General features: G+C 66.6%; 21 protein-coding genes. 16 read left to right on the top strand and 5 right to left on the bottom strand.

Annotation, left to right across the window (positions count from 1 at the left end):
- The first annotated feature begins 91 nt into the window (after positions 1–91).
- On the top strand, positions 92–1,210 hold the full coding sequence (locus AVS7_RS04980) for an alkene reductase (protein WP_020227320.1): 1,119 nt from the start codon (positions 92–94) through the stop codon (positions 1,208–1,210).
- Positions 1,211–1,251: 41 nt separating this feature from the next.
- Here the strand turns inward: AVS7_RS04980 and AVS7_RS04975 are convergent, their stop codons facing one another.
- Both AVS7_RS04975 and AVS7_RS04970 read right to left on the bottom strand, forming a co-directional pair.
- A complete protein-coding gene (locus AVS7_RS04975; protein ID WP_020227319.1) occupies positions 1,252–2,841 on the bottom strand; it encodes a methyl-accepting chemotaxis protein in 1,590 nt (529 codons plus the stop codon).
- A gap of 95 nt (positions 2,842–2,936) precedes the next feature.
- Positions 2,937–5,141 carry a cation-translocating P-type ATPase gene (locus AVS7_RS04970; RefSeq protein WP_034690000.1) on the bottom strand — a complete coding sequence of 735 codons (2,205 nt, stop codon included), beginning with the start codon at positions 5,139–5,141 and terminating at the stop codon, positions 2,937–2,939.
- An 87-nt stretch (positions 5,142–5,228) separates the two neighbouring features.
- Here AVS7_RS04970 and AVS7_RS04965 point away from each other — a divergent pair, with 87 nt between their 5' ends.
- The 3 genes from AVS7_RS04965 (at position 5,229) to cueR (ending at position 6,923) form a co-directional block, all read left to right on the top strand.
- Complete coding sequence (locus tag AVS7_RS04965; RefSeq protein WP_024000970.1) at positions 5,229–6,236, top strand: acyltransferase; 1,008 nt, start codon at positions 5,229–5,231, stop codon at positions 6,234–6,236.
- 64 nt (positions 6,237–6,300) lie between these two features.
- The gene (locus AVS7_RS04960) at positions 6,301–6,498 is read left to right on the top strand and encodes a heavy-metal-associated domain-containing protein (RefSeq protein WP_020227316.1); all 198 of its coding nucleotides are present in this window, start codon (positions 6,301–6,303) and stop codon (positions 6,496–6,498) included.
- Positions 6,495–6,923: a Cu(I)-responsive transcriptional regulator gene (gene cueR / locus AVS7_RS04955; RefSeq protein WP_020227315.1), complete on the top strand. Its 429-nt coding sequence runs from the start codon at positions 6,495–6,497 to the stop codon at positions 6,921–6,923. The genes AVS7_RS04960 and cueR overlap by 4 nt, the downstream gene beginning before the upstream one ends.
- A gap of 96 nt (positions 6,924–7,019) precedes the next feature.
- Here the strand turns inward: cueR and AVS7_RS04950 are convergent, their stop codons facing one another.
- Positions 7,020–7,904: a LysR family transcriptional regulator gene (locus tag AVS7_RS04950; RefSeq protein ID WP_020227314.1), complete on the bottom strand. Its 885-nt coding sequence runs from the start codon at positions 7,902–7,904 to the stop codon at positions 7,020–7,022.
- 117 nt (positions 7,905–8,021) lie between these two features.
- Here AVS7_RS04950 and AVS7_RS04945 point away from each other — a divergent pair, with 117 nt between their 5' ends.
- Genes AVS7_RS04945 through AVS7_RS04935 form a run of 3 tightly spaced genes read left to right on the top strand, consistent with a single transcriptional unit; the run spans position 8,022 to position 11,112 of the window.
- Positions 8,022–9,158: a mandelate racemase/muconate lactonizing enzyme family protein gene (locus AVS7_RS04945; RefSeq protein ID WP_020227313.1), complete on the top strand. Its 1,137-nt coding sequence runs from the start codon at positions 8,022–8,024 to the stop codon at positions 9,156–9,158.
- The gene (locus AVS7_RS04940) at positions 9,155–10,099 is read left to right on the top strand and encodes a dihydrodipicolinate synthase family protein (protein ID WP_020227312.1); all 945 of its coding nucleotides are present in this window, start codon (positions 9,155–9,157) and stop codon (positions 10,097–10,099) included. Before AVS7_RS04945 ends, AVS7_RS04940 begins: the two co-directional genes overlap by 4 nt.
- Positions 10,100–10,140: 41 nt before the next feature.
- Entirely contained in the window at positions 10,141–11,112 is a 972-nt protein-coding gene (locus AVS7_RS04935; RefSeq protein ID WP_020227311.1) for a tripartite tricarboxylate transporter substrate binding protein, read from the top strand.
- Between the two features lie 9 nt (positions 11,113–11,121).
- On the opposite strand, the gene AVS7_RS04930 is transcribed toward AVS7_RS04935, so the two are convergent.
- Entirely contained in the window at positions 11,122–11,793 is a 672-nt protein-coding gene (locus tag AVS7_RS04930) for a TetR/AcrR family transcriptional regulator (protein WP_020227310.1), read from the bottom strand.
- Between the two features lie 133 nt (positions 11,794–11,926).
- On the opposite strand from AVS7_RS04930, the gene AVS7_RS04925 reads away from it, so the two are divergent.
- The 9 genes from AVS7_RS04925 to AVS7_RS04885 all read left to right on the top strand — a co-directional run bounded on the left by AVS7_RS04925 (position 11,927) and on the right by AVS7_RS04885 (position 22,480).
- A complete protein-coding gene (locus tag AVS7_RS04925; protein WP_020227309.1) occupies positions 11,927–12,781 on the top strand; it encodes an ABC transporter ATP-binding protein in 855 nt (284 codons plus the stop codon).
- The gene (locus AVS7_RS04920; RefSeq protein ID WP_034689998.1) at positions 12,778–13,659 is read left to right on the top strand and encodes a branched-chain amino acid ABC transporter permease; all 882 of its coding nucleotides are present in this window, start codon (positions 12,778–12,780) and stop codon (positions 13,657–13,659) included. The genes AVS7_RS04925 and AVS7_RS04920 overlap by 4 nt, the downstream gene beginning before the upstream one ends.
- On the top strand, positions 13,659–14,696 hold the full coding sequence (locus AVS7_RS04915; protein ID WP_020227307.1) for a branched-chain amino acid ABC transporter permease: 1,038 nt from the start codon (positions 13,659–13,661) through the stop codon (positions 14,694–14,696). The genes AVS7_RS04920 and AVS7_RS04915 overlap by 1 nt, the downstream gene beginning before the upstream one ends.
- Before the next feature lie 23 nt (positions 14,697–14,719).
- Positions 14,720–15,892 (top strand): ABC transporter substrate-binding protein, encoded by a 1,173-nt coding sequence (locus AVS7_RS04910; protein WP_020227306.1) that lies wholly within the window; start codon positions 14,720–14,722, stop codon positions 15,890–15,892.
- Between the two features lie 6 nt (positions 15,893–15,898).
- A complete protein-coding gene (locus AVS7_RS04905; RefSeq protein WP_020227305.1) occupies positions 15,899–16,720 on the top strand; it encodes an ABC transporter ATP-binding protein in 822 nt (273 codons plus the stop codon).
- Positions 16,717–18,528 (top strand): long-chain fatty acid--CoA ligase, encoded by a 1,812-nt coding sequence (locus tag AVS7_RS04900; protein WP_020227304.1) that lies wholly within the window; start codon positions 16,717–16,719, stop codon positions 18,526–18,528. The genes AVS7_RS04905 and AVS7_RS04900 overlap by 4 nt, the downstream gene beginning before the upstream one ends.
- Positions 18,529–18,589: 61 nt before the next feature.
- Entirely contained in the window at positions 18,590–19,372 is a 783-nt protein-coding gene (locus AVS7_RS04895) for an enoyl-CoA hydratase/isomerase family protein (protein ID WP_020227303.1), read from the top strand.
- An 11-nt stretch (positions 19,373–19,383) separates the two neighbouring features.
- Positions 19,384–20,571, top strand: a complete 1,188-nt coding sequence (locus tag AVS7_RS04890) for an acetyl-CoA C-acyltransferase family protein (RefSeq protein WP_020227302.1) — start codon at positions 19,384–19,386, stop codon at positions 20,569–20,571.
- Between the two features lie 43 nt (positions 20,572–20,614).
- Positions 20,615–22,480 carry a beta-galactosidase gene (locus tag AVS7_RS04885; RefSeq protein WP_034689995.1) on the top strand — a complete coding sequence of 622 codons (1,866 nt, stop codon included), beginning with the start codon at positions 20,615–20,617 and terminating at the stop codon, positions 22,478–22,480.
- On the opposite strand, the gene AVS7_RS23495 is transcribed toward AVS7_RS04885, so the two are convergent.
- Positions 22,472–24,541 (bottom strand): acyltransferase family protein, encoded by a 2,070-nt coding sequence (locus AVS7_RS23495; RefSeq protein WP_024000967.1) that lies wholly within the window; start codon positions 24,539–24,541, stop codon positions 22,472–22,474. The two genes, AVS7_RS04885 and AVS7_RS23495, sit on opposite strands and share 9 nt — an antisense overlap.
- Between the last annotated feature and the right edge of the window lie 37 nt (positions 24,542–24,578).

The following is a 24,578-nucleotide window of genomic DNA, read 5'->3' as shown; positions in this document are numbered from 1 at the left end:
TCCGCATGGCAAACCCACTCCGTCAACGCGTTGGCCCACATACTACCAACACAGATTTGTGACAGAGCCTTTTTCTTTGAAGGAACCATACATGACCACCTTGTTCGACCCCCTCGACGCGGGCGACCTGCACCTGGCCAACCGCATCGCCATGGCACCGCTCACGCGCAACCGCGCGCCGGACGCCGTGCCGCGCGACATCACCGCCACCTACTACACGCAGCGCGCCAGCGCCGGGCTGCTCATCACCGAGGCCACGGCCATCAGCCACCAGGGCCAGGGCTACGCCGACGTGCCTGGCCTCTACGGCACCGAGCAGCTCGACGGCTGGAAGCGTGTGACCAGTGCAGTGCACGCCGCCGGCGGCAAGATCGTCACGCAGCTCTGGCACGTAGGCCGCATCTCGCACAACGACCTGCAGCCCGAGGGTGGTGCGCCCGTGGCTCCTTCGGCCGTCCAGGCGAAGTCCAAGACCTACCTGATCGACCGCACCACGGGCCAGGGCAGCTTCGTGCCCACCTCGGCGCCACGCGCGCTGGACGCGGGCGAGCTGCCCGGCATCGTGCACGCCTACGCCGCGGCCGCGCGCAACGCGGTGGAGACGGCGGGCTTCGATGGCGTGGAGATCCACGGCGCCAACGGCTACCTGCTGGACCAGTTCCTCAAGACCGGCGCCAACCAGCGCACGGACGACTACGGCGGCAGCATCGAGAACCGCGCCCGCCTGATGCTGGAGGTGACGCGCGCCGTGGCCGACGCCGTGGGCCCGGGCCGCGTAGGCATCCGCCTGTCGCCCGTCACGCCCGCCAACGACATCGTGGACGACGATCCGCAGCCGCTGTTCGACTACCTGGCGCGCCAGCTCGCCCCGCTGGGCCTGGCCTACATCCATGTGATCGAGGGCGCCACGGGCGGGCCGCGCGATGTGGAGGGCCGCCCGTTCGACTACGCCGCGTTCAAGGCCGCTTACCGCAACGCGGGGGGCAAGGGTGCGTGGATGGTGAACAACGGCTACGACGCCGCCACGGCGCAGGAGGCCGTGGCCAGCGGCCGCGCCGACATGGTGGCCTTCGGCCGCGCCTTCATCTCCACGCCCGATCTGGTGGAGCGCCTGCGGCGCGGCGCGGATTTCAACGCCTGGGACAGCAAGACCTTCTACGGCGGCGGGGAGAAGGGCTACACCGACTATCCGACCCTGGCGGAGATTTAAGCCGAATCGGGCTCCAGCGCTTGCCAGACAGGCGCTGGCAGCTACGCTTTCAGGAGCGGCATGCCTTCGTCTTCCAGGTGGAACTGCTGCACCACCTGCGACAGGCGCGCGGCCTGCTCGCGCAGCGACTCGGCGGCGGCGGCGGACTCTTCCACCAGCGCGGCGTTCTGCTGGGTCATGCGGTCGATCTCGCCCACCGATTCGTTCACCTGGCCGATGCCGCCGGCCTGCTCGGAGGCCGCGGAGTTGATCTCGCCGATGATGTCGGTCACGCGCTGCACGCTGGCCACGATCTCCTGCATGGCCTTGCCCGCGTCTTCCACGTGGCGCACGCCGCCGTCCACGGCGGACACGCTGGCGCTGATCAGACCCTTGATCTCGCTGGCCGCCTGCGCGCTGCGCTGCGCCAGGCTGCGCACCTCGCTGGCCACCACGGCGAACCCACGGCCCTGCTCGCCCGCGCGCGCCGCCTCCACGGCGGCGTTGAGCGCCAGGATGTTGGTCTGGAAGGCGATGGAATCGATCAGGCCGATGATGTCGCCGATCTTGCGGCTGGAGGTGGAGATCTCGTGCATGCTGGTCACCGCCTGCTCCACCACCTGGCCGCCGCGCGTGGCGATGCCCGAGGCCGAGGCCACGAGCTGGTTGGCCACCTGCGAGGACGAGGCCGTCTGCTGCACCGTGGCCGTGAGCTGGGCGAGCGAGGCCACGGCCTCCTGCGCATTGCTGGCGGTCTGCTCGGTGCGCGCGGACAGGTCCTGGTTGCCCGAGGCGATCTCCTGGCTGGCCGTGGCGATGCTGCCGCTGGCGTCGCGCACCTGCGAGACCAGCGCGCCCAGGCCGCCCTGCATCTCCAGCAGTGCGCGCTGCAGGTCGGCCACCTCATCGCGGCCGTCCACGCGGATGCGCTGCGACAGGTCGCCGCCCGCGATCGACTGCGCCAGCGCGCGCGCCACCTCCAGCGGGCGGCAGATGGACACCATGTTCAGCAGCGTGAGCGGCACCACCACCACCACGGTGATCAGCACCGCCAGGCCGAACAGCCACTTGGTCTGCTCGGTGATGCCGTCGGCGCGCGCGATGGCGCTGTCCACCTCACCGGCCAGGCGCTTGTCCAGCGCCTCCAGCGTCTCGGCGGCGCCCGCGAACTGCTCCACGGCCCGGCCGCTCATGCGGTTGGCGATGGTGGCGGTGTCGTAGCCGCCCTCTTCCAGCTGGCGCGCCACGTGGGCGAACTGCGTGCGGTAGGCCTCCAGCTTCTGGGCGATGCCCTTGACCTCGGCCAGTTCCTCGCCCTGCCAGACGCTGGCGAACTTCTCGGTCAGCGCCTTGGCGCGGTCCAGCGCCGCCTGCCACTGGCCGTGGGAGGCGCGCACCGCGTCGGGCTTCTCGTAGTGGATGATCATGTCCTTCTCGAACTGGCGGACCTGGCCCATCTGGCCGCGCAGGTCGCCCAGCAGCTTCACCGCCGCGTGGGACTGGTGGATGAAGTCCTGGCTCAGCCCATGGATGCGGAACATGCCCAGCATGCCCGCCCCGCCCAACAGGCCCAGCAGCCCCAGCACCACCGCAATGGCGCCGATCATGCGCACACGAATGGTAAAAAGCCGCATGAGTGCGTAGAAGTTCATTGGCGTATTCCTCGACGTGTCCGGCCCATGGCCCGACCAACTGCAACAAAACGTTGCAGTTTGCCAGACATGGGAAAGACCTGCCGCGGTATTTATCAACCGCGCCAGCGCTTCAATAGCAAGGCATTGGTCATCACGCTCACCGAGCTCAGCGCCATGGCCGCGCCCGCCACCACCGGGCTCAGGTAGCCCAGCGCGGCCAGCGGGATGCCGGCCACGTTGTACGCGAAGGCCCAGAACAGGTTCTGGCGGATCTTGGCCACCGTGCGGTGCGAGATGTCCAGCGCCGCGGCCACCAGGGCCGGGTCGCCGCGCATCAGCGTCACGCCGGCGGCGTGCATGGCCACGTCGGTGCCATTGCCCATGGCCATGCCCACATCGGCGGCGGCCAGGGCGGGCGCGTCGTTCACGCCATCGCCCACCATGGCGACCACCCGCCCCTCGCCCTTGAGGGCGGCCACGGCGGCGGCCTTGTCGCCGGGCAGCACCTCGGCCATCACCTCGCCCGCTTCCGGGTCCAGGCCCAGGCGGCGGGCCATGGCCTCGGCCGCGCCGCGGTTGTCGCCGGAGATCATCACGCAGCGCACGCCCTTGGCGCGCAACGCCGCCAGCGCCTCGCGCGCACCGGGCTTGGGCTCATCGCCGAAACCCATCAGCGCACACGCCGCCAAGCCATTCTCCGCCCGCTCCGCCACGGCCGACACGGTGGCGCCCTGCGCCTGCAGCGCCGCGGCCTGGTCGGCCAGCGCGCCCAGATCCACGCCCAGCTCCTGCATCCAGCGCAGGCTGCCCACCAGGTAGCTGCGGCCCGCCACCTCGCCCTCGGTGCCGCGCCCGGGCACCGCGCGCACGCCCTCGGGCGCGGGCACGGCCAGGCCGCGCTCCTGCGCTGCGGCCAGCACGGCGCGCGCCAGTGGGTGCTCGCTGCCGCTCTGCACGCCGGCCACCACGGCCAGCAGCGCCGCCTCTTCGGCACCTGGTTCCACGTGAAACGCGGTGAGCCGGGGCCGGCCCACGGTGAGCGTGCCAGTCTTGTCGAAGGCCACCGTGTCGACGCGGTGCGCCGTCTCCAGCGCCTCCGCGTCCTTGATCAGGATGCCGTGGCGCGCAGCCACGCCCGTGCCGGCCATGATGGCGGCCGGCGTGGCCAGCCCCAGCGCGCAGGGGCAGGCGATGACCAGCACCGCCACGGCATGGATCAGCGCCTGCTCCACACCCGCGCCCGCCCACAGCCAGCCCGCCAGCGTGACCAGTGCGATGCCCAGCACCGTGGGCACGAAGACGGCCGACACCTTGTCCACCAGCCGCTGGATGGGCGCCTTGGCGGCCTGCGCATCCTCCACCAGGCGGATGATGCGCGCGAGCACCGTCTCGCTGCCCACGGCCGTCACCTGCATGACGATGCGGCCGTCGCCGTTGATCGCGCCGCCCGTCAGCAACGCGCCCTCCTCCCGCGTCACCGGCAGCGGCTCGCCTGTCAGCATGGATTCGTCCACCTGCGTGCGGCCTTCGAGCACCGTGCCGTCCACCGGGATGCGCTCGCCGGGACGCACCACAATGCGGTCGCCGGCCATCACCTCGGCGATGGGCACGTCCACCTCGCCATCGCGCCCCAGCAGGTGCGCCACCTCGGGCCGCAGCGCATGCAGCGCACGGATGGCCGCCGTGGTCTGGCGCTTGGCGCGCGCCTCCAGCCACTTGCCCAGCAGCACCAGCGTGATCACCACGGCCGAGGCCTCGAAGTACAGGTGCGGCGTGTGCCCCGGATGGGCCGTGGCCCAGAGCCACAGCGACAGGCCGTAGCCCGCGCTGGTGCCCAGCGCCACCAGCAGGTCCATGTTGCCGGTGAGCGCCTTCGCCGCATGCCATCCCGCCTTGTAGAAGCGCGCGCCCAGGATGAACTGCACCGGCGTGGCCAGCAGGAACTGCACCCAGGCGGGCAGCATCCAGTGCCTGCCGAACAGGTCGCCGACCATGGGCAGCACCAGCGGCGCCGACAGCAGCAGCCCCAGCGCCACCGACGCGAAGCCCGCCCAGGGAGACAGGTCGGCCTCGGCCTCCTGCGCCGCGAGCGCGCGCGGCTCGTAGCCCGCGTTGCGCACCGCGCGGCGCGCCAGCGCCTCCACGTCGCCGCCCGCGGCGTCGTAGGTGATGCGCGCCGACTCGGTGGCCAGATTGACCGTTGCATCGTGCACACCGGGCACCTTGCGCAGCGCCCGCTCCACGCGCGCCACGCAGCTCGCACAGGTCATGCCGCCAATGCCCAGGTCGAGCGAGGAAGAAGCCGTTGAAGTAGTCATGCCGCGTACGTTAAACCCTGACAACATGGCAAGGTCAAGCGCCTCCGCGCAGTCCATATGATGACCGCCTTGGATTGATCGGAAAGCATGGAAATGGCATGGATGGATGCAGCAAGAGGATTTTCGGTACTGGCGGTCGTGCTGCTTCACGTCGCTGGCAGCGTCGTCGCACAAACCCCGATCGGCAGCCTGGACTGGTGGTTTGGCAACCTCTATGCCTCGATGGTGCGATGGTGTGTTCCGGTCTTCGTGATGGTCAGCGGCGCACTGCTGCTGGATCCAGCCAAGCGGGAGGGTATAGCGGCCTTCTACCGTAAACGGCTCGCGCGCATTTTCATCCCCCTCTGTTTCTGGACCGTCGTCTACGTCGCATGGAACCACAGGGCTGCCATTGGCGCGCTACGGGTGGCCGACTTCCGCGAGGCCATCGCCAGAGGGTGGCCGCACTACCACCTTTGGTTCATGTTCATGATCGTGTGCCTGTACATCTTCGTGCCTTATCTGCGCCCAGTGGTCTGGCACACCCGCCGGCGCGACCTCTGGTGGCTGGTCGGCATCCTGTTCCTGTTCGCCGGCATCAACGAGTTCAACCGGGTCTTCACTGGGAACCAGGCTGGCCTCTTCATCAACTGGTTCCTGCAATACCTGCCCTACTTCCTCTGCGGGCATCTGATCAATACCAGCACCCGCCTGCCTCACCCCTTCGCATCGGCATGCACGTTCGCCGCAACGGTCTTCCTCACCGCCATGGGATGCTATTGGCTGGGCTTGTCCGAGGGCATCGACAAGGGACTTTATTTCTACGGCTACCTGAGCCCCTTCGTGATTCCCATGTCAGTCAGCGCCATGCTGCTCTTCAAGGCTTGGACTCCGCCAACTTCCGACGACCGATTCATCGGGGCACTCGCAGCACTTTCCATGGGCATCTACTTGGTACACCCCATCCTGCTGGAAACCATCCGCGAATATGTCGTGAAACCCGAGAACCACCAGGCATTCGCCACAGTCCCGCTCATCACGGTAGCGGTCTGCGCTGGGTCGCTCGCTTTCGCTTGGATCGTGCACCGCATTCCTGCCCTGAACAGGGTCATATAGCCCTTGACTCTGCCACCATGTCAGACTTCATGATGACGCCGTCAACCAACCCAAGGAGCATCCTATGCAACACACCTTCCAAGTCCAGGGCATGACCTGCGGCCACTGCGAGCGCGCCGTCGTCCACGCCGTGCGCGAGGTCGATACCGACGCCGTCGTCAAGGTCGACCTGCCCACCGGCCAGGTCGTCGTCGAGAGCGACCAGCCGCGCGACGCGATCGCCAATGCCATCCAGGAAGAAGGCTACAAGGTCGCCGCATGAGCCCCCGCCCTGCCGAGGGCTGGCCGGTGCCCATCGGCACGGCGGCCGATCGCGCGGGCGTGTCCGCGCGCATGGTGCGCCACTACGAGTCGCTGGGCCTGCTGGCCCAGGTAGCGCGCACCGACAGCGGCTACCGCCAGTACACCGAGGCGGACGTGCACACCCTGCGCTTCATCCGTCGCGCGCGCGACCTGGGCTTTTCGATGGACGAGATCGCCACCCTGCTCGGCCTGTGGCAGGACAAGCAGCGCGCCAGCAGCCACGTGAAGCGCATCGCCCAGAAGCACATCGCCAACCTCGCCGAGCGCATCGCGGCCATGCAGGCCATGCAGCGCAGCCTGCAGTCGCTGGTGTCGTGCTGCCAGGGCGATGACCGGCCGGATTGCCCCATCCTCGACGATCTGGCGGGGCCAAGGCATCCATAGCTATATTTTCGATAGCTTCCCGCGCTTGTTATGCCTTGAATTCCGGTTTCTATCTATTTGAACTCCAGAGATATCAAGCGCAACCAGCTCCTTATTTCATAGCGCATCACTCCAGGGAAAGTGCTTGCGGGCGATCGCGGAGAACGCTGCCACCAGCGGGGCGCGCACCGACGAGCGCTGCGACAGCAGGCCAACGATGCGCGAGGGGCACGGCTCGGGCAACGCCCAGCGCCGCACGCCGGCATCGGCACGCAGAACCGCCCAGTCGGGCAGCACTGAGACGCCGAAGCCTTCAGCGACCAGCTTGGCGACCGATTCGATGCCGTCCAGCTCGAAGCGCACCGCAGGCCGGATGCCGCGCGAGCGCAGGTAGCCGTCGGCCAGGCGCCCTCCCACCACCTTGCGGTCGTAGAGAATGAACGGCTCACGCCGTATCACCGCCAGCGGGTCCTTCACGCGCATGTCCGACGGCGTGATCAGCACCAGCCGCTCGCTGCGCAGCGGCGTCCAGACGCACGCCTTGGGCAGTTCGAACAGCGGGTGCACCAGCAGCGCCACGTCCAGTTCCCCGGCCAGCACCCGGGCATGCAGCAGCGCAGTGGAGGCAGGCTCCATGTACACGTCGATCCGCGGGTAGCACGCCACCCATTCGCGCAACACCGGCGGCAGCATGCCCGTCATGCCCGTGGGCGTCGTGCCCAGGCGCAGCGGGCCGGCGGGCAGCCCTGTGTCGGCGGCGGCCGAGCGCAGGTTTCGCACCTCGCGCAGCACGGCATATGCATGCTCGACCACGCGCTGGCCTGCCGCCGTGGCCTGCACGGTGCGCCCGGACCGCACCACCAGGCGGCTGCCCAGGTCGGCTTCCAGCGCACGCAGCCGCTGGGCGACCGACGCAGGCGTCAGATCGAGCCTGCGCGCCGCCTCGGCGATCGACCCGACCTCCGCCACGCACACCAGGGTGTCGAGAAAGCGAACGTCCACGGCATCTCCCTAAAAAGATGTTTTTTCCATCTTTTGATGTTATCCAAGAATGGTTGTTCTGCTGTTTACGCATTCCTAGACTCCGCCCCATCGATCCCCCAAACCCCGGAGTCCTTCATGCCCCTCATCCAATCCATCGAGGTCTGTTCCGTCGCCGTGCCGCTGGACCGCGTGACCTCGTTTTCCAACCGCACCGTCACCCACCGCCATTACGGCCTGGTCAAGGTGCATTCGGCCGACGGCCAGACCGGCATCGGCTTTTGCTACGTCGGCAGCAGCGCGGGCGGCCTGTTCACGGCCGCCGTCGAACAGCTGCTCGCGCTCGTGCTGCTGGGGCAGGACTCGCATGCCGTGGAGGGACTCTGGGCGCGCATGTACCAGGAAGCCCTGCTGCAGGGCCGCGCCGGCACGGTGATGCGCGCCATCAGCGCGCTGGACACGGCGCTGTGGGACCTCAACGCCCGCAGCGCCGGCCTGCCGCTGCACAGGTACCTCGGCGCCTACGAACTGGAAAGCGTGCCTGCCTATGCCAGCGGCGGCTATTACCTCGACGGCAAGACGCCGGCCATGCTGGGCGAGGAAATGGCCAGCTACGTGGCCATGGGTTTCAAGGCCGTCAAGATGAAGACCGGCCGCCTCTCGCCCGCCGCCGAGGAGGAGCGCCTGCGCGCCGCGCGCGACGCCGTGGGTCCCGACGTGGAGCTGATGCTCGACTGCAACAACGGCTGGGCCGACGTGACGCAGGCCCTGCAGTACATGCGCCGCTTCGAACGCTATGACCCGTACTTCATCGAGGAGCCGTTCTCGCCCGACGACGTGGACAGCCACGCCAGGCTCGCCAAGCTCACGCGCGTGCCCGTCGCCACCGGCGAGATCGGCTACGGCCGCTGGCACCACCAGGAACTGCTGGGCAAGCAAGGCGCGGCCATCCTGCAGACCGACGCGGCGGTGTGCGGCGGCATCACCGAATGGCGCCGCATCGCCGCGATGGCTGCGGGGCACGGCGCGGTGATGTGCCCGCACTGGTTCCACGACCTGCACGCCCCGCTGGTGGCCGCCACGCCGAATGCGCGCTACGTCGAATTCTTCTGGGACGACCAGGTGCTCAACTTCCGCAGGCTCGTGGACCGGCAGTTGCAGCACCGAGGCGGCCGCGTCGTCCTGCACCAGGACCCAGGCCTGGGGTTCCGCTTCGACGAGCAGGCCGTCGGCAAGCTGGCGAGCTGGACACGCGTGGACGGGAGCGCGGCATGATGCCCGCCGCTGCAAAGCGGTTGCGGGGCGTGCTGTCGCCCGTGCTGACACCTTTCGAGGCCGACGGAACCCCTTCCGCCAGCCGCTTCCTGCGCCACTGCCGGTGGCTGCTGGAGCAGCAGGTAGGCCTGGCGGTGTTCGGCACCAACTCGGAGGCCAATTCCCTGACCGTGGGCGAGAAGCGCGCCCTGCTCGACCACCTCGCGGCCAGCGGCATTCCCGGCGCGCGTCTCATGCCCGGCACCGGCGCCTGCGCGCTGCCCGACGCGGTCGAGCTCACGCGCCACGCCGTGCAGCTGGGTTGCGCCGGCGTGCTGATGCTGCCGCCCTTCTTCTACAAGGGCGTGAGCGACGAGGGCCTGTTCCGCGGCTTCGCGCAGGTGATCGACGCCGTGGCCGACGAGCGGCTGCGCATCTACCTGTACCACATCCCGCCCGTGGCGCAGGTCGGCATCAGCCCCGCGCTGATCGAACGGTTGATGGCACGCTACCCCGGCACCATCGCGGGCATCAAGGACAGCGGAGGCGACTGGCAGCACACCGCGCTTCTGCTGCGCGAATACCAGCCTGCCGGGCTCGACGTGTTCGCAGGCAACGAGACGCTCCTGCTGGATACCATGCGTGCCGGCGGCGCAGGCTGCATCACCGCCACCGGCAACGTGAACCCCGCCGCCATCGCCGCGCTGTACCGGCACTGGCAGGAGCCCGATGCCGACGCCCGCCAGCAGCACCTGAACGCAGTGCGCGCCGCGTTCCAGGCCCACCCCATCATCCCCGCCATGAAGGCCGTGATCGCACGGCATACCGGCGACGGCGCATGGGCTGCCGTGCGCCCGCCGCTGGTGGAGCTGGGCCCGGAGCCGTTGCGCATCCTGCTGCACGCACTGGATGCACTGGACTTCGGCATGCCAGGCGCCGCAGCACTGGCAGTCCAGCCCTGAGGCGCACCGACTTTCATCGACAACGACAGAAGGAGACAAGCATGGACCGGAGACATTTCCTCGGCGCAGCCGGCGCGCTCGCGGCCTGCGGCGCAGGCGCCCAAAGCCTGCTCGGCAAGCCCGAACCCATCACCATCGTGGTGGGCTTTCCGCCCGGCGGGGGCACCGACCTCATCGCACGCCTGCTCGCGCGCGAACTCACGGGGGTGTGGAACACACCCATCGTCATCGAGAACCGCGCGGGCGCCGCCAGCACCATCGCCGCCAGCCAGGTTGCGCGCCAGCCCGCGGATGGCAGAACGCTGCTGCTGGCCCACATCAACAGCCATGGCATCGCACCAGGCCTTTTCCCGCAGCTCGGCTATTCCGCGGACCGTGATTTCACCCCCATCGCCATGATCGGCCAGACGCCGATGATGCTGCTGTGCACCCCGACGCAGAAGGCCAGGACGCTGTCCGCCATCATCGAGCTGTGTCGACAGAACCCCGGCAAGGTGACCTTCGGATCGGCCGGCACGGGGTCCGCACAGCACCTGGCGCTGGAGGAGCTCAAAGCCCGCGCCAGGATCGAAGTGCTGCACGTTCCCTATAAGGGCTCGTCTCCCATGCTGACCGACCTGATGGGCGGCCAGATCCAATACGCTTTCGAGGGCATGACAGGCTCGACGCCGCACCTCAAGGGCGGCCGCCTGATCGCCGTGGCGCAGACACGGGCCAAGCGATCCGCAAGCTATCCATCGGTCCCCACCGTTGCCGAGCAGGGCTATCCGGGCTTCGACGCGGGCATCTGGTTCGCCCTGGTAGCCCCTGCGCAATTGCCGCAGGTCCTGGTGGAGCGCATGAACGCGGATGTGAACAAGGTGCTCGCACGGCACGAAATCGAGGTCAAGCTGGCCGAATACGGCGCCGAGGACGGGGGCGGCAGCGCGAAAGCGCTCGACGACTTCATGAAAGCCGAACGGCGGCGCTGGGTCAAGCTCATCCAGGACGCGAAGATCACGCCGGACTCCTGAGCCGAAGCGCTATGGCCGCCGCAATACGCCATCCATGAGCGTGGCGATGCACTGCCGCGCCACCTCGGCGGCGGAGTATTCCCCTCCAGGCTGGTACCAGCGTCCGATCCAGCTCAACGCGCCCGCGATCACGAAGGCCGTCATCTTCGGATCGCAGGCGGCGAGCGAGCCCTCCTCCACGCCCTGCGCCACCAGGCGGCGGAACGCGTGGTCGATCTCCGACTTCATGCGGCGCAGCTCGGTGCGGCTGGGCTCGGGCACCTCTTCGTCGCCCACGCGGATCAGGCACATGCCGAAAGGCTGGGCGACGATGTCCGCATACACCTCCATGCACGCACGCAGCTGATCCACCGCGTTGCCGCCGGCCTGGCGCGAGGCCTCGATGCCGTCCAGCGTCATGTGCAGGCCCTTGCGCACGCACTCCAGCAGGATCTCGTCCTTGTTCTTCACGTAGTAGTACAGCGTGGGCTTGGTCACGTGCAGGCGGGCAGCGATGTCGTCGAGCGACGTGGCGTGGAAGCCCCGTTCGTTGAACATCTGCGCGGCCGTGGACAGCACCGCGTTGCGCTTGGCCTCGCGCTGGCGTTCGCGCTCCGGCGCCCGGGCCCAGGGCGAGGCGTCGGCCTGCTTGCGCGCGCGCGCGGCGGGGGAAGGGGTGGCGGCTTTGGAGGACGTACCCATGCTGATGGCCCTTTGCGTACCGGGAAAGTCCTGATGCCCCGAAAGGCCGACTCTCCAAAAATCTACTCACGAGTAACGAGTCTACGTAAAAGTAGGCTCATCCCCGGTGCGAAAAAACCCGTAGAGGAAACCGATGGAGACAACGCTTGCGCGCGGCGCGCCCGCCGCCGCCCCGCCCCTGCTGCAGGTGGACAGTGTCACGCTGGCCTTCGGCGGCGTGCGGGCGCTGTCGGGCGTGGGCTTCGGCGTGCAGCCGGGCTCCATCACGGCCGTGATCGGGCCCAACGGGGCGGGCAAGACCTCGCTCTTCAACACCATCTCGGGCTTCTACCGGCCCACGGGCGGCAGCATCCGGTTCAAGGGCCAGGACATCACGCACGTGCCCGCGCCGCAGCGCGCCCGCATGGGCCTGGGCCGCAGCTTCCAGAACATCGCCCTCTTTCGCGGCATGACGGTGCTGGACAACATCAAGCTCGGCCGCCATGCGCACCTGAAGACCAACGTGTTCGACGCCCTGCTCTACCTGGGCCGCGCACGCCGCGAGGAGGCCGAGCTGCGCCGCGACATCGAGGAGCGCATCATCGACTTCCTCGAGATCGACCACATCCGCCACGCGCCCGTCTCGGCCCTGTCCTACGGGCTGCAGAAGCGCGTGGAGATGGCCCGTGCCCTGGCCATGCAGCCCGAGATCCTCATGCTCGACGAGCCCGTGGCCGGCATGAACCGCGAGGAAACGGAGGACATGGCGCGCTTCATCCTCGACGTGCGTGCCGAATGGGGCGTGACAGTGCTCATGGTGGAGCACGACATGGGCATGGTCATGGACCTGTCGGACCACGTCGTGGTGCTCAACTTCGGCCAGATCATCGCCCAGGGCACGCCCGCCGTGGTGCAGGCCGACCCGGAGGTGAACCGCGCCTACCTCGGCTCGGGCGACGTGGGCGCGCTGCGCCGCAAGCTGCATGCCGGCGCGCGGGAGACTGCATGATGGACTGGGCCTACCTGTTCGAGATCAGCCTCACCGGCATCGCCAGCGGCGGCCTCTACGCGCTCGCGGCGCTGGCCTTCGTGATGGTCTACAAGGCCACGCGCGTGGTGAACATCGCCATCGGCGAGATGCTCATGGCCGGCGGCTACCTGTTCTTCACTTTCGCCGCCATGTGGGCCATGCCGCTGTGGCTGGCCATCCTCGCTGCCGTGCTGGCCTGCGGCCTGCTGGGCGCGGTGATCGAGCGCACCATGATCCGCCCGCTGCTGGGCGAGCCGCCCATCTCCGTCTTCATGGTCACCGTGGGCCTGGGCTCGGTGCTGGTGGGCCTGGTGGAGATGGTCTGGACGGCCGACCAGCGCCGCCTGCCCGAGTTCATGCCCAGCGACCCGATCATGGTCGGCGACGCCTTTCTCGCGCCCAAGGTGTTCTGGGGCGCGGTGACCGCCGCCGTGTTCATCGCGGCCGTTCTGCTGGTGTTCCGCTTCTGGCGCGGCGGCGTGGCCCTGCGCGCCACGGCCAGCGACCAGGCCGCCGCCTACTCGGTGGGCATCAACGTGCCGCGCGTGTTCTCGCTGGCGTGGGTGGCCTCGGCCATGCTCGCGGCCATCTCCGGGATCATCGTGGGCTCCATCGGCGGCATCTCGTCGAGCATGGGCGTGTTCGGCCTCTCGGTGCTGGTCGTCGTCATCGTGGGCGGGCTCGACAGCGTGCTCGGCGCGCTGCTGGGCGGGCTGATCATCGGCCTGGTGGAGGCGCTCGCGGGCGCCTACCTGGGCGGCGAATACAAGCTGCTGGCCACCTTCGTGGTGCTGGTCGCCATCCTCATGCTGCGGCCCTACGGCCTGTTCGGCACCCACGAGATCGAGAGACTCTGATGCGCATCGGAACCCTCAAGGAAAGCTACGTCGCCGACGCCGCGCTGTTCGATTCACGCACGCAGAAGGCGTGGCTCGCCATCGCCGCCGCGCTGCTCGCGCTGTTCCCCTTCGTCGCCAGCGACTACTGGCTCTACATGGCCTGCCTGGTGGCCATCAACATCGCCAGCGCCACGGGCCTCAACATCCTCACGGGCTATACGGGCCTGGTGAGCCTGGGGCAGGCCGCGTTCATGGGCCTGGGCGCATACACGGTGGCCATCCTGCAGGCGCGCTGGGGCACGCCCTTCCTGCTGAACCTGGCCGCGGGCGGCGTGGTGGCCATGGTGGGCGGCATCGTCGTGGGCATTCCCTCGCTGCGCGTGAAGGGGCTGTACCTGGCGATCGCAACCATCGCCGCGTCGTTCATCGCGCACTTCCTGTTTGCCAACCTGCAGATCACGGGCGGCACGGCGGGCATCTCCATGCAGCCCGCACGCCTGCTGGGCACCGACCTGGACACGTCGTTTCGCCTCTACTGGCTGATCGTGCCGGTCACGGTGCTCCTGCTGCTGGGCGCGGCCAACCTGTTTCGCACGCGCATCGGGCGCGCCTTCATCGCCATCCGCGACCGCGACATTTCGGCCGAGGTGCTGGGCATTCCGCTGCTGCGCTATAAGCTGCTGAGCTTCGGCCTGTCGTCGTTCTACGCGGGCGTGGCCGGGGGCCTGTGGGCGTATTTCTTCCGCGTGGTCACGCCCGAGAGCTTTCCGCTGTCCATGTCGATCTTCTTCCTGGCGGCCATCATCGTCGGCGGCATGGGCTCCATCCTGGGCGGCATCCTCGGCGCGGCCTTCATGACCATGGTGCCCGAGCTGCTCAAGTTCGCCGTGGACCTGCTGCCCGGCGGGGCAGGGCTGGCCGTGTTCCTCTCGCCCGTGCGCCTGGTGGTGTTCGGCGCGCTGATCATCGGTTTTCTGGTCTTCGAGCCGCTGGGGCTCGCAGAAATATGGCGCCGCGTGCGCCGGTTCTTCCACCTGTGGCCCTTCCGCAACTAGACCCATCGACCAAGGAGACAGACATGCAACGCATTTCCCAGAAACGCCGCCGCCTCATGCTGGGCGCGGCCGCCGCCACGCTCGCGCACCCACTCTCGGTGCTGGCGCAGGGCACGGAGGACATCGTCATCGGCGGCTCCATTCCCATGACGGGCGTGTTCGCCTTCGCGGGCGTGGGCATCAACGCCGGCATCCAGGACTACGTGAAGATCGTCAACGACGCGGGCGGCATCAAGGGCCGCAAGGTGAAGTACGTGCCCGAAGATACGGGCTACAAGGTCGACGTGTCGGTGGCCGCGTTCAAGAAGATTACCAGCCAGAACAAGGTCAACCTCTACTACGGCGACTCCACGGGCTTCTCCAAGACCATCAACCCCGAGCTGGAGCGCAACGGCAACATCCTCATGGCCGGCGCCTCGTTCGCCAGCGAGCTGAACGACCCCAAGAAGTACCCCCACCAGTTCCTCGTGGGCCCGGACTACACGGAGATGTTCAGCATCCTGCTCAAGCACATCGCCAAGGAAAAGCCGGGCGCCAAGGTGGCCTTCGTCTATTCGGACTCCGAATTCGGCCGCGACCCCATCGAGCGCAGCGAGGCCGAGGCCAAGAAGCTGGGCCTGTCCGTGCCCATCAAGATCATGACCCCCGCGGGCAGCGTGGACGTGTCCACCGAGGTCATCAAGCTGCGCCGCGCCGCGCCCGACTACACCATCTTCCACGGCTACATCCTCGCGCCCATCCCCGAGTTCATCAACCAGGGCAAGCAGCAGGGCATGAAGTCGAAGTGGATGGGCACGTTCTGGACCATGGACAGCTCCACCGTCATGAAGATGGGCGAGGCCGGCGACGGCTTCATGGGCGTGATGCCCTACCGCTACTACTACGACACCGAGAAGGCGCCCATGCTGGAGAAGATCCGCGCCATGCGCCCGGAATACCAGAGCACGGCCTACACGCAGGGCTTCCTCGCGGCCATGCTGTTCCTCGAGGCGGCCAAGCGCTGCCTCGACGCGGGCAAGCCGCTCACGGGCACCCACCTGAAAGCCGCGCTCAACTCCATCAAGGACTTCGACACCGGCGGCCTCATCGGCGTGCCGCTCACCATCACGGGCAATTCCCTGCCCGTGGGCCGCGTCTACAAGGCCGACATGAAGGCGCAGAAGATGGTGCCCGTCTCTGACTGGATCAAGCTCTAAGACGGCATGAACCCGCAGGCCACGGACAACGTCCTCGAAGTCAACAACATCGAGGTCATCTACCACAAGACGGTGCAGGCCCTGCGCGGCCTGTCGCTGGCCGTGCCGCGCGGCCAGATCGTGGCGCTGCTGGGCAGCAACGGCGCGGGCAAGAGCACCACGCTCAAGGCCGTCTCGGGCCTGCTCGCGCTGGAGAACGGCGAACTCGCATCGGGCAGCGTGCACTTCAACGGCCACAGCACGGCCGGCCGCGCGCCGCAGGAGCTGGTGCGCGGCGGGCTGTCGCACGTGATGGAAGGCCGCCGCGTGTTCGAGGACCTCACCATCGAGGAGAACCTCGTCGCCTCCACCTACGCGCTCAGCGGGCGCGCGGGCGCGGCGCGGCCGGACTTCGACCTCGTCTACACCTATTTCCCGCGCCTGCACGAGCGGCGCAAGGGCCTGGCGGGCTACCTGTCGGGCGGCGAGCAGCAGATGCTGGCCATCGGCCGTGCGCTCATCGCGCAGCCCCAGCTCATACTGCTGGACGAGCCCTCGCTGGGCCTGTCGCCGAAGCTGGTGGAGGATATCTTCACCATCATCGCCCGCATCAACGCCGAGCGCGGCACCTCCATGCTGCTGGTGGAGCAGAACGCCACCGTGGCCCTGGCCGTGGCGCATGGCGGCTACATCATGGAGAACGGCAAGATCGTCATTGACGGCACGGCCGAGCGCCTGGCCAGCGACCCCGACGTGCGCGAGTTCTACCTCGGCACGGGCGGCAGCGGGGAGGCGAAAAGCTTCAAAGAAATCAAGCACTACAAACGTCGGAAACGCTGGCTGTCATGACCCTCCCCGACCTCACCCTGCCGCAGATGCTGCGCGAACGCGCGCGCACCGACGCGCAGCGCGTCGCCATCCGGCAAAAGGACTTCGGCATCTGGAAGCCCTTCACCTGGGCGCAGTACCACGAACGCGCGGCGCACTTCGGCCAGGGCCTGCTGCAGCTCGGTCTGGGCGCGGGCGGGCACGTGGGCGTGATCGCCGAGAACCGCATCGAATGGGTACTGGCGCAGATGGGCGCGGGCCTGGTCGGCGCCATCACCGTGGGCGTGTACCCCACCAGCCCCACGGCGGAAGTGGCCTACGTGGTGGGCCATGCCGACATCGAGGTCATGGTCTGCGAAGACCAGGAGCAGACCGACAAGGTGCTGCAGGCGCTGGAGCAGCTGCCGCGCCTGAAGAAGATCATCGTCATGGAAACCAAGGGCCTGCGCAGCTTCGCGCCCGAGGTGCGCCAGCTCATCGCCACCTTCGCCGAGGTGGAGCAGCTCGGCGCGCGGGCCGGCCAGGGCGCGGCGATCGACGAGGCCCTCGCGCGCCAGCGGCTGGACGACATCGGCCTGATGATCTACACCTCCGGCTCCACCGGCAAGCCCAAGGGCGCCATGATCTCCTGGCGCAACATGCGCGGCGTGGTGCCCGGCATCGTGGAGCGGCTGCGGCTGGACGCGGCGACCACCCACCTGTCGTACCTGCCGCTGTGCCACGTGGCCGAGCAGATGCTCACTACCTTCTGCCCGGTCTACATGGGCTCGCAGGTGAACTTCGGCGAATCCATCCGCACCGTGCAGGAAGACCTGCGCGAAGTGGCGCCCAGCATGTTCCTGGGCGTGCCGCGCATCTGGGAGAAGCTGCACTCGGCCATCACCATCAAGATGCAGGAAACCGGCCCGCTGCGCCGCGCGCTGTACGCGCGCGCCCTGGCCGCCTGCGCGCCGCTGGCGGAAAAGCCCCGCGGCCAATGGTCCCTGGCCGAGCGCCTGCACTATGGGCTGAGCTACTGGACCGTGCTGCGCGCGCTGCAGAACTTCATCGGCCTGCGCGAGGCCCGGGTCGCACTCACCGGCGCGGCGCCCATACCGCCCGACGTGGTGCGGTTCTTCCGCACGCTGGGCGTGCCGCTGATCGAGGTCTACGGCCTGACCGAATCCACCGGCATGGTGACCGGCCACGCGCTGGACGACGTGGCCGTGGGCACCGTGGGCCCGGTGACCGAGGGCGTGCAGTACCGCATCGCCACAACCGGGGAAGACATGGGCGAGCTGCAAATCCGCGGCGACATGGTCTTCTGCGGCTACTACAAGAACCCCGAGGCTACCGCCCAGACCATCGTGGACGGCTGGCTGCACACGGGCGACGTGGTGCGCGAGGAGCGCGGCCAGATCCGCATCGTGGACCGGCTCAAGGACATCATGATCACCGCCGGCGGCAAGAACCTCACACCCTCGGAGATCGAGAACACGATGAAGGCCAGCCCCTACATCAAGGAATGCATCATCGTCGCCGAGGGCCGCAAGTTCGTCGGCGCGCTGGTGCAGATCGACTACGAGACCGTGGCCAAGTGGGCCGAGGCACGACGCCTGCCGTTCACGCATTTCCGCTCGCTCGTCGAGACGCCGCAGGTACGCGAGCTCATCGACCTGGAAATCGGCCAGGGCAACGCGCGGCTGGCCCAGGTCTCCCAGATCCGCCGCTTCCACCTGCTCGCCAAGGAACTGGACCACGACGACGGCGAGGTCACCGCCACCATGAAGGTGCGCCGCGCCAGCATCTACAAGACCTACGCCGCCGAGATCGAGGCGCTGTATTCATAGCCCAATTGGCCTCCAGCGCTTGATGTAAAAGCGCGAGCAGCTCTTTTTTAGATAGCACACCATGACCGACGCATCCCCCCTCCTCCTCACCCGCCAGGGCGCGGTGGCCACGCTGCAGTTCAACCGCCCCGAGGCCATGAACGCGCTGGACCTGCCCACCGCGCAGGCGCTGCTGGCCGCCGTGAAAGCCATCGCGCAGGACCCCGGCGTGCGCGCCGTGCTGCTCAAGGGCGCCGGCCGCGCCTTCGTGGCCGGCGGCGACCTGGCCACCCTGCGCGCCGATCCGGCCCAGGGCGCCAGGGATCTGCTGGCGCCGCTCAACGAAACCCTCACGCTGCTGCAGGGACTGAACGCGCCCGTCATCGCCCAGGTGCACGGCGCGGCGGCCGGCGCGGGCCTCTCGCTCATGCTGATGTGCGACTTCGTGCTCGCGGCCGAAGGCACCCAATTCAACCTCGCCTACATCAACCTGGGCACGAGCTGCGACGTGGGTGCCTCCTGGGCACTGCCGCGCCTCGTGGGCCTGCGCCACGCGCTGGAGATCGCCCTGCTGGGCGACACCTTCACCACCGCCGACGCGCTGCGCCTGGGCCTGGTCAACCGCGTGCTGCCCGCCGCCGACCTGGAAGCGGCCGCGCAGGCCCTGGCCCAACGCCTAGCCGCCGGTCCCACGGTGGCCTACGGCCACATGCGCCGCCTGATGCGCGCCGGTTTCGACCGCGACCTGCCCACGCAGCTCGCGGCCGAGGCCGCCTCGTTCGATGCCTGCGCCCACACGGCCGACCTGCGCGAAGGCATCGAGGCCTTCTTCGCCAAGCGCAAGCCGGAATTCAAAGGCCAGTAAAGGAAACCTTCATGACCCACCGCGAAGTCTTCGTCGCCAGCACTGCCCGCACCGCCATCGGCACCTTCGGCGGCAGCTTGAAGGACGTGCCCAACAGCCGGCTCGCCACCATCGCCGTCCAGGCCGCCATCCAGCGCGCCGGCATCGCGCCCGACGCCGTGGGCCACGTCGTCATGGGCAACGTGATCCCCACCGACACCAAGGACGCCTACCTCGCGCGCGTGGCCGCCATCGACGCCGGCTGCCCCATCGAGACGCCCGCGTTCAACGTCAACCGCCTGTGCGGCTCGGGCCTGCAGGCCATCGTCAGCGCCGCGCAGGCCATCGGCTACGGCGACTGCGACGTGGCCGTGGCCGGCGGCTCCGAGTCCATGAGCCGCGGCCCGTACTTCGACCAGGGCGCGCGCTGGGGCCAGCGCATGGGCGACAGCAGGAGCATCGACTACATGCTCGGCATCCTGCACGACCCGTGGCAGAAGATGCACATGGGCATCACCGCCGAGAACGTGGCCGAGCGTTACCGTATTTCGCGTGAAATGCAGGACCAGCTCGCGCTGGAAAGCCAGCGCCGCGCCGCCGCCGCCATCGCGGCGGGCTGCTTCAAGGAACAGATCGTCCCCGTCGAGATCGCCACCCGCAAGGGCACGGCCCTGTTCCAGGAAGACGAGCACGTGCGCGCCGCCACCACGCTGGAAGTGCTGGCCGGCATGAAGCCCGCGTTCAGGAAGGACGGCGGCACGGTGACCGCCGGCAACGCCTCGGGCATCAACGACGGCGCGGCCGCCGTGGTGCTCGCCGCCGGCGACCGTATGGCCGCCCTGGGCCTGAAGCCCCTGGCGCGCCTCGTGGGCTACGCGCACGCGGGCGTGGAGCCCGCCTACATGGGCATCGGCCCCGTGCCCGCCACGCGCAAGGTGCTGGCACGCACGGGCCTCACGGTGCAGGACATGGATGTGATCGAGGCCAACGAGGCCTTCGCCGCCCAGGCCTGCGCCGTCATCCAGGAGCTGGGCCTGGACCCCGCCAAGGTCAACCCCCACGGCTCAGGCATCTCCCTGGGCCACCCGGTGGGCGCCACCGGCGCCATCATCACCACCAAGGCCATCGCCGAGCTGCACCGCACGGGCGGGCGCTACGCGCTGGTGACCATGTGCATCGGCGGCGGCCAGGGCATCGCGGCCATCTTCGAACGGGTATGACTATAAGAGAATGTACGTTTCCGGCAACACGTCTACAACGTACATGAACTTCCTTCTTCGTTCAGCCACAGCATTGCTGTACGCCCTATTTTTTACCAGTGCGGCGGTCGCCAAGCCGCAGGTAGCCACCCTTATCGTCATGCCCCAGGATCTGCGCCAGAACCCGCAGATCATCGGCGACCTGCAACGCGTTGGCATCAACCACGCAACCGTGTACCTGAACTGGTCCGACGTCGAAGCCCAGCCGGGCAGCTTCGACTTCTCGGCCTACAACCCGTACTTTGACCAGCTCACCCAGGGCGGGCTGTCGCTGGTGGTCGTGCTCGACATGGGAGGCCGCACGTACTTTGACGCCAACGGCAAGATGCACCCCGACCGCACTACCGTGCCCACCTGGCTGTACAAGCAGTTGCCCGACGGGATCATGAAAAACTTCTCCGGCCAGATCACGCCGCAGCCTGATTTCGCGAATCCCACGGTGCGCGAGCTCTCAGCCAAGTTCGTGCGCCATGCCGTGGCACACATGCAGCAGCGCTACCCTGGCAAGGTCCTGGGTTACTCGATCGGACTGCAGGAGGAGCACGAAATCAAGTACGGCCAAACCGGCTACCAGTGGCGCGACTACGCCGACGCTGCACAGGCCGCCTTCCGCGCCCAGAATGGCGCGCCGCTGCCCGTCATCAACTACACCAGCGACATCGCCCTGGGTCTGCCACGCACGGAGCCACTGCTGCACGCGCACAAGCAATTCCGTGAAGCGCGCCTGAAGGAGGCCACCTGCTTCTATGCCAACACCATCCGTAGCCAGGGCGGCCGCGCCATGAGCTATTTCGGTGAACTCTTTACCGCGCACGACGCCATTTACGCCACCAGCGTAGCCGAGCAACTGGCCGACTGTCTGGACGTCGCCGTCATCGACTACAACTTCTACGACGGATGGGCCCTGTCTGGTGACGCGCGCGTTCTGCCCATGCTCGCCAACTACATGGCGTCAGTAGGCTACAAGCAAATCATGGTGGGAGCTTATGCCGAGCAGTGGGAGCGGGTGAAGAAGTCCGCCGAACTGTTGCCCGTCATCAACCGCACCTTGTCCACCGCACTGGCACTGCCGAATGTGATCGGCTACGAAGTGGGGGGCTTGCAACGCCAGCTCGACCCGCACCTGGCCGGCACCATCGACCTGAAAAAGCTGCAAACGCTGAACGTGCGGCCCACCCCGGCCACGTCGGACACAAAGGCGACGCTCACCATCGGCATTCTTGCCTCCACCACCAACTACTATGTATGGCACGGTGACCGCAGTGGCGGCGTCAATGTCCACCGCGAGGCGCTGCTCGCCGCCTACGACCTGCTGAGCACTCAGCCGGGCTTCAAAGTCCACGTCATCGGAGAGAAAAACCTGCGCGGAGACGATCCGCTGCTGCAAACCCTGGACGCCATCGTGGTACCGCACCAGGCCGCGCTGCCCGCATCCGTGAAGCAGCAGCTCGCAGCCTTCTGGAAACAAGGTGGCACGCTGATCCAGGACATGCGCCTGGGCGAATTCGACGAAAACGGCAAACCCGTTTTCGACTGGATGCACGAGCTTTTCGGCATCGAAGCCCTGCACTGGAAGCCGCGCGGCGGCATATTCATGACGGGCGATGGTGAAATCCTGCGCTTGAAGTCCTCGCGCAAGCTGTACACGGGCTACGCGGCCATGACACCGCGCCCCGGCTACCGCCTATTGGCCACCGACATTGTCAACAAACACCAGGGCATCATGGTGCGCGGCGAACGCACGCTGGCATTCGGTTTTACGCCGCAACTGGTGGACGATGCCACACAGGATCTTTGGAAGAAGATTTTCGTTCGCGAGATCGCCAACGCCGTGCCTTGCACCGCAATCAACGCTTGTCGTTCAAGGTAGAAACCCGCGTTCTCGCATATCCCCAAGAAGCAATTCACTGCCTCTGACGGAAATATGGTCATCATCAAGATACAACATCCGGCCTTCACGCAGACCATAGCAACGCATTTCGTCACAGAATAACGCTATTGGATCGTATGTATCCATTAGCGGATTATCTTCCTGTATTTTTTGAACGAGGCTACGGTATTGCGCCTGGTGCTCCATCACTTTCGATCTGTCATGGCTGCAGCTGGAGAATGATCGTTCCGTGATGGAGACAGGTCGCATGGAAAAGCAATACCGTGGATTTTCTCCCAGCTCAGGTGGATCAATGACGAAAACCACGCGCTTGCCCTGTTCCAGGAGTTTTTTGATAAATAAAGAGTAGCCTCTGTAAAACATATCAACTTGGCTGGCCGCCGATCCGTCGAGCGAAGAAATCGAGAAATTACTGACACCCTCGATGCCATAGCCATGCCCCGAAAAATAAAAAGGGCCGCGCGTGGCAACAACCACAGTACGGATGGATGGAAACCGTGGCAACACGCCCCACACGCTGTCAATCAGCGCGGCACAATTCTTGTTCATGGTGCCATCATGGACGGCGTACCCCACCAAAGGCAGGCATCCATGCATACCCAGCAATAAAGAATTCACGGGTACCTTGCCAAGTTGTGCTGCGCTGTTCAGCACCATGGCGTGGCTGTCGCCAACCACTAGCACCTCAGGGTGATTCGTGGTGGTATGGCAAACGGGATTTCCTCGCGTATCCAACTGAAGTATTTTTTCACAAGACCCATCTGAAAAAAATACTCTATCCAACGAAGTTGTATCATCAATCAACACCTTATTAGCCAAAAATTCCAGGCGCTCAGGGAAACCTTTTTGCCGGTAGGTTATATACCCCAGCAAACCAATAATCCCCATCAAAGCGCACAGCACAACCACTGTGAAGCGCCCACTGTTTCCAAATCGAACAGGGCGTTCGATAAACCGATAGGTCAACCAAGCCAGCGCCACTGCCATGATGACTGCCATGAGACGAATATCCCAGCGCGGCAATTCGCCCTCCATGATGCGGGTAAATGCCAGCAACGGCCAATGCCATAGGTACAAGGGAAAGCTAATCGCCCCGAACCAGACGGCCACGCGGTTGGAAAGTATGGCACGGTTGAACCAGGCACCTGGGCCTGCCATGATGATGAGCGCGGCCCCAAGCACAGGAACCCCGGCCCATTTCCCAGGAAACCGCAGCCCGGCGTGAATTCTGAAAAAACCATAAACCAGCAGCAATGCCCCCATCATTGCCAGTGTATTGGCCAAGGCCTTTTCGTTGCTTCTGGAGGGTGAGCGAAAGCAGACACCATGAAGCCAACGGGATAGCCTGCTTTTCAGCGCAACCACCTTGGCATGGGGGTGCAGCGATGCCCAGGCGAGGAGGCTACCGCACAGCAACTCCCAGAATCGGGTTTGGGGCGAATAGAACGTAGCTGTGGCATCTCGGGTAATCCCACGGAGGTTCAAAGCCAGTGAAATTACAGCAAACAGTACCGTCAAACTCAGCACGTTGTATGCGCGCTTCCACGCCAGTATCAGCAATACAGGCCAGACGATATAGAACTGCTCTTCGATTCCAAGGCTCCACAAATGGAGCAGGGGCTTGATTTCGGCTGCGGCATCAAAGTACCCGGCCTCGCTCCATAGTGCCAGATTGGAAATGAACAAAGCGCCTGCCGACAGGTGCTTTCCCAATTGCGCGAATTCGTCCGACAAAAGAACGTACCACCCCATGGCGAACGTTGCCACGAGCACTACGAGGAGCGCAGGAAAAATTCTTTTGACGCGCCGTGCATAAAACTCCCGCAAACTGAAAGAATCATTCTCCAGATTACTAAAAATAATCGAGGAGATGAGAAATCCAGAAATGACAAAGAAAATATCCACTCCGATGAAGCCACCGCGAATCCATTCAGGGGCAGCATGAAAAATCACCACCGACAGAACAGCAATACACCGCAAGCCATCAATATCGGCGCGGTAGGAAAGATGTGACCCGAGGCGAGGCGAAGAAGCAGTCATAAAACTCTGGAGGCTGCTACAGGGTATGAGTGAATGC

This window comes from Acidovorax sp. MR-S7, assembly GCF_000400995.2.
Taxonomy (GTDB): domain Bacteria; phylum Pseudomonadota; class Gammaproteobacteria; order Burkholderiales; family Burkholderiaceae_C; genus MR-S7.
The sequence above is the reverse complement of the archived record's forward strand: the minus strand, read 5'-3'. Positions and strand labels throughout refer to the sequence as shown.

Coding starts and splice junctions, on each gene's coding strand:
- AVS7_RS04935 (WP_020227311.1), top strand. CDS start 10,141: ATGGACCGGAGACATTTCCTCGGCGCAGCCGGCGCGCTCGCGGCCTGC.
- AVS7_RS04910 (WP_020227306.1), top strand. CDS start 14,720: ATGCAACGCATTTCCCAGAAACGCCGCCGCCTCATGCTGGGCGCGGCC.
- AVS7_RS04895 (WP_020227303.1), top strand. CDS start 18,590: ATGACCGACGCATCCCCCCTCCTCCTCACCCGCCAGGGCGCGGTGGCC.
- AVS7_RS04915 (WP_020227307.1), top strand. CDS start 13,659: ATGCGCATCGGAACCCTCAAGGAAAGCTACGTCGCCGACGCCGCGCTG.
- AVS7_RS04905 (WP_020227305.1), top strand. CDS start 15,899: ATGAACCCGCAGGCCACGGACAACGTCCTCGAAGTCAACAACATCGAG.
- AVS7_RS04900 (WP_020227304.1), top strand. CDS start 16,717: ATGACCCTCCCCGACCTCACCCTGCCGCAGATGCTGCGCGAACGCGCG.
- AVS7_RS04980 (WP_020227320.1), top strand. CDS start 92: ATGACCACCTTGTTCGACCCCCTCGACGCGGGCGACCTGCACCTGGCC.
- AVS7_RS04945 (WP_020227313.1), top strand. CDS start 8,022: ATGCCCCTCATCCAATCCATCGAGGTCTGTTCCGTCGCCGTGCCGCTG.
- AVS7_RS04920 (WP_034689998.1), top strand. CDS start 12,778: ATGATGGACTGGGCCTACCTGTTCGAGATCAGCCTCACCGGCATCGCC.
- AVS7_RS04925 (WP_020227309.1), top strand. CDS start 11,927: ATGGAGACAACGCTTGCGCGCGGCGCGCCCGCCGCCGCCCCGCCCCTG.
- AVS7_RS04930 (WP_020227310.1), bottom strand. CDS start 11,793: ATGGGTACGTCCTCCAAAGCCGCCACCCCTTCCCCCGCCGCGCGCGCG.
- AVS7_RS04975 (WP_020227319.1), bottom strand. CDS start 2,841: ATGAACTTCTACGCACTCATGCGGCTTTTTACCATTCGTGTGCGCATG.
- AVS7_RS04890 (WP_020227302.1), top strand. CDS start 19,384: ATGACCCACCGCGAAGTCTTCGTCGCCAGCACTGCCCGCACCGCCATC.
- AVS7_RS04885 (WP_034689995.1), top strand. CDS start 20,615: ATGAACTTCCTTCTTCGTTCAGCCACAGCATTGCTGTACGCCCTATTT.
- AVS7_RS04965 (WP_024000970.1), top strand. CDS start 5,229: ATGGAAATGGCATGGATGGATGCAGCAAGAGGATTTTCGGTACTGGCG.
- AVS7_RS04970 (WP_034690000.1), bottom strand. CDS start 5,141: ATGACTACTTCAACGGCTTCTTCCTCGCTCGACCTGGGCATTGGCGGC.
- AVS7_RS04960 (WP_020227316.1), top strand. CDS start 6,301: ATGCAACACACCTTCCAAGTCCAGGGCATGACCTGCGGCCACTGCGAG.
- cueR (WP_020227315.1), top strand. CDS start 6,495: ATGAGCCCCCGCCCTGCCGAGGGCTGGCCGGTGCCCATCGGCACGGCG.
- AVS7_RS04940 (WP_020227312.1), top strand. CDS start 9,155: ATGATGCCCGCCGCTGCAAAGCGGTTGCGGGGCGTGCTGTCGCCCGTG.
- AVS7_RS23495 (WP_024000967.1), bottom strand. CDS start 24,541: ATGACTGCTTCTTCGCCTCGCCTCGGGTCACATCTTTCCTACCGCGCC.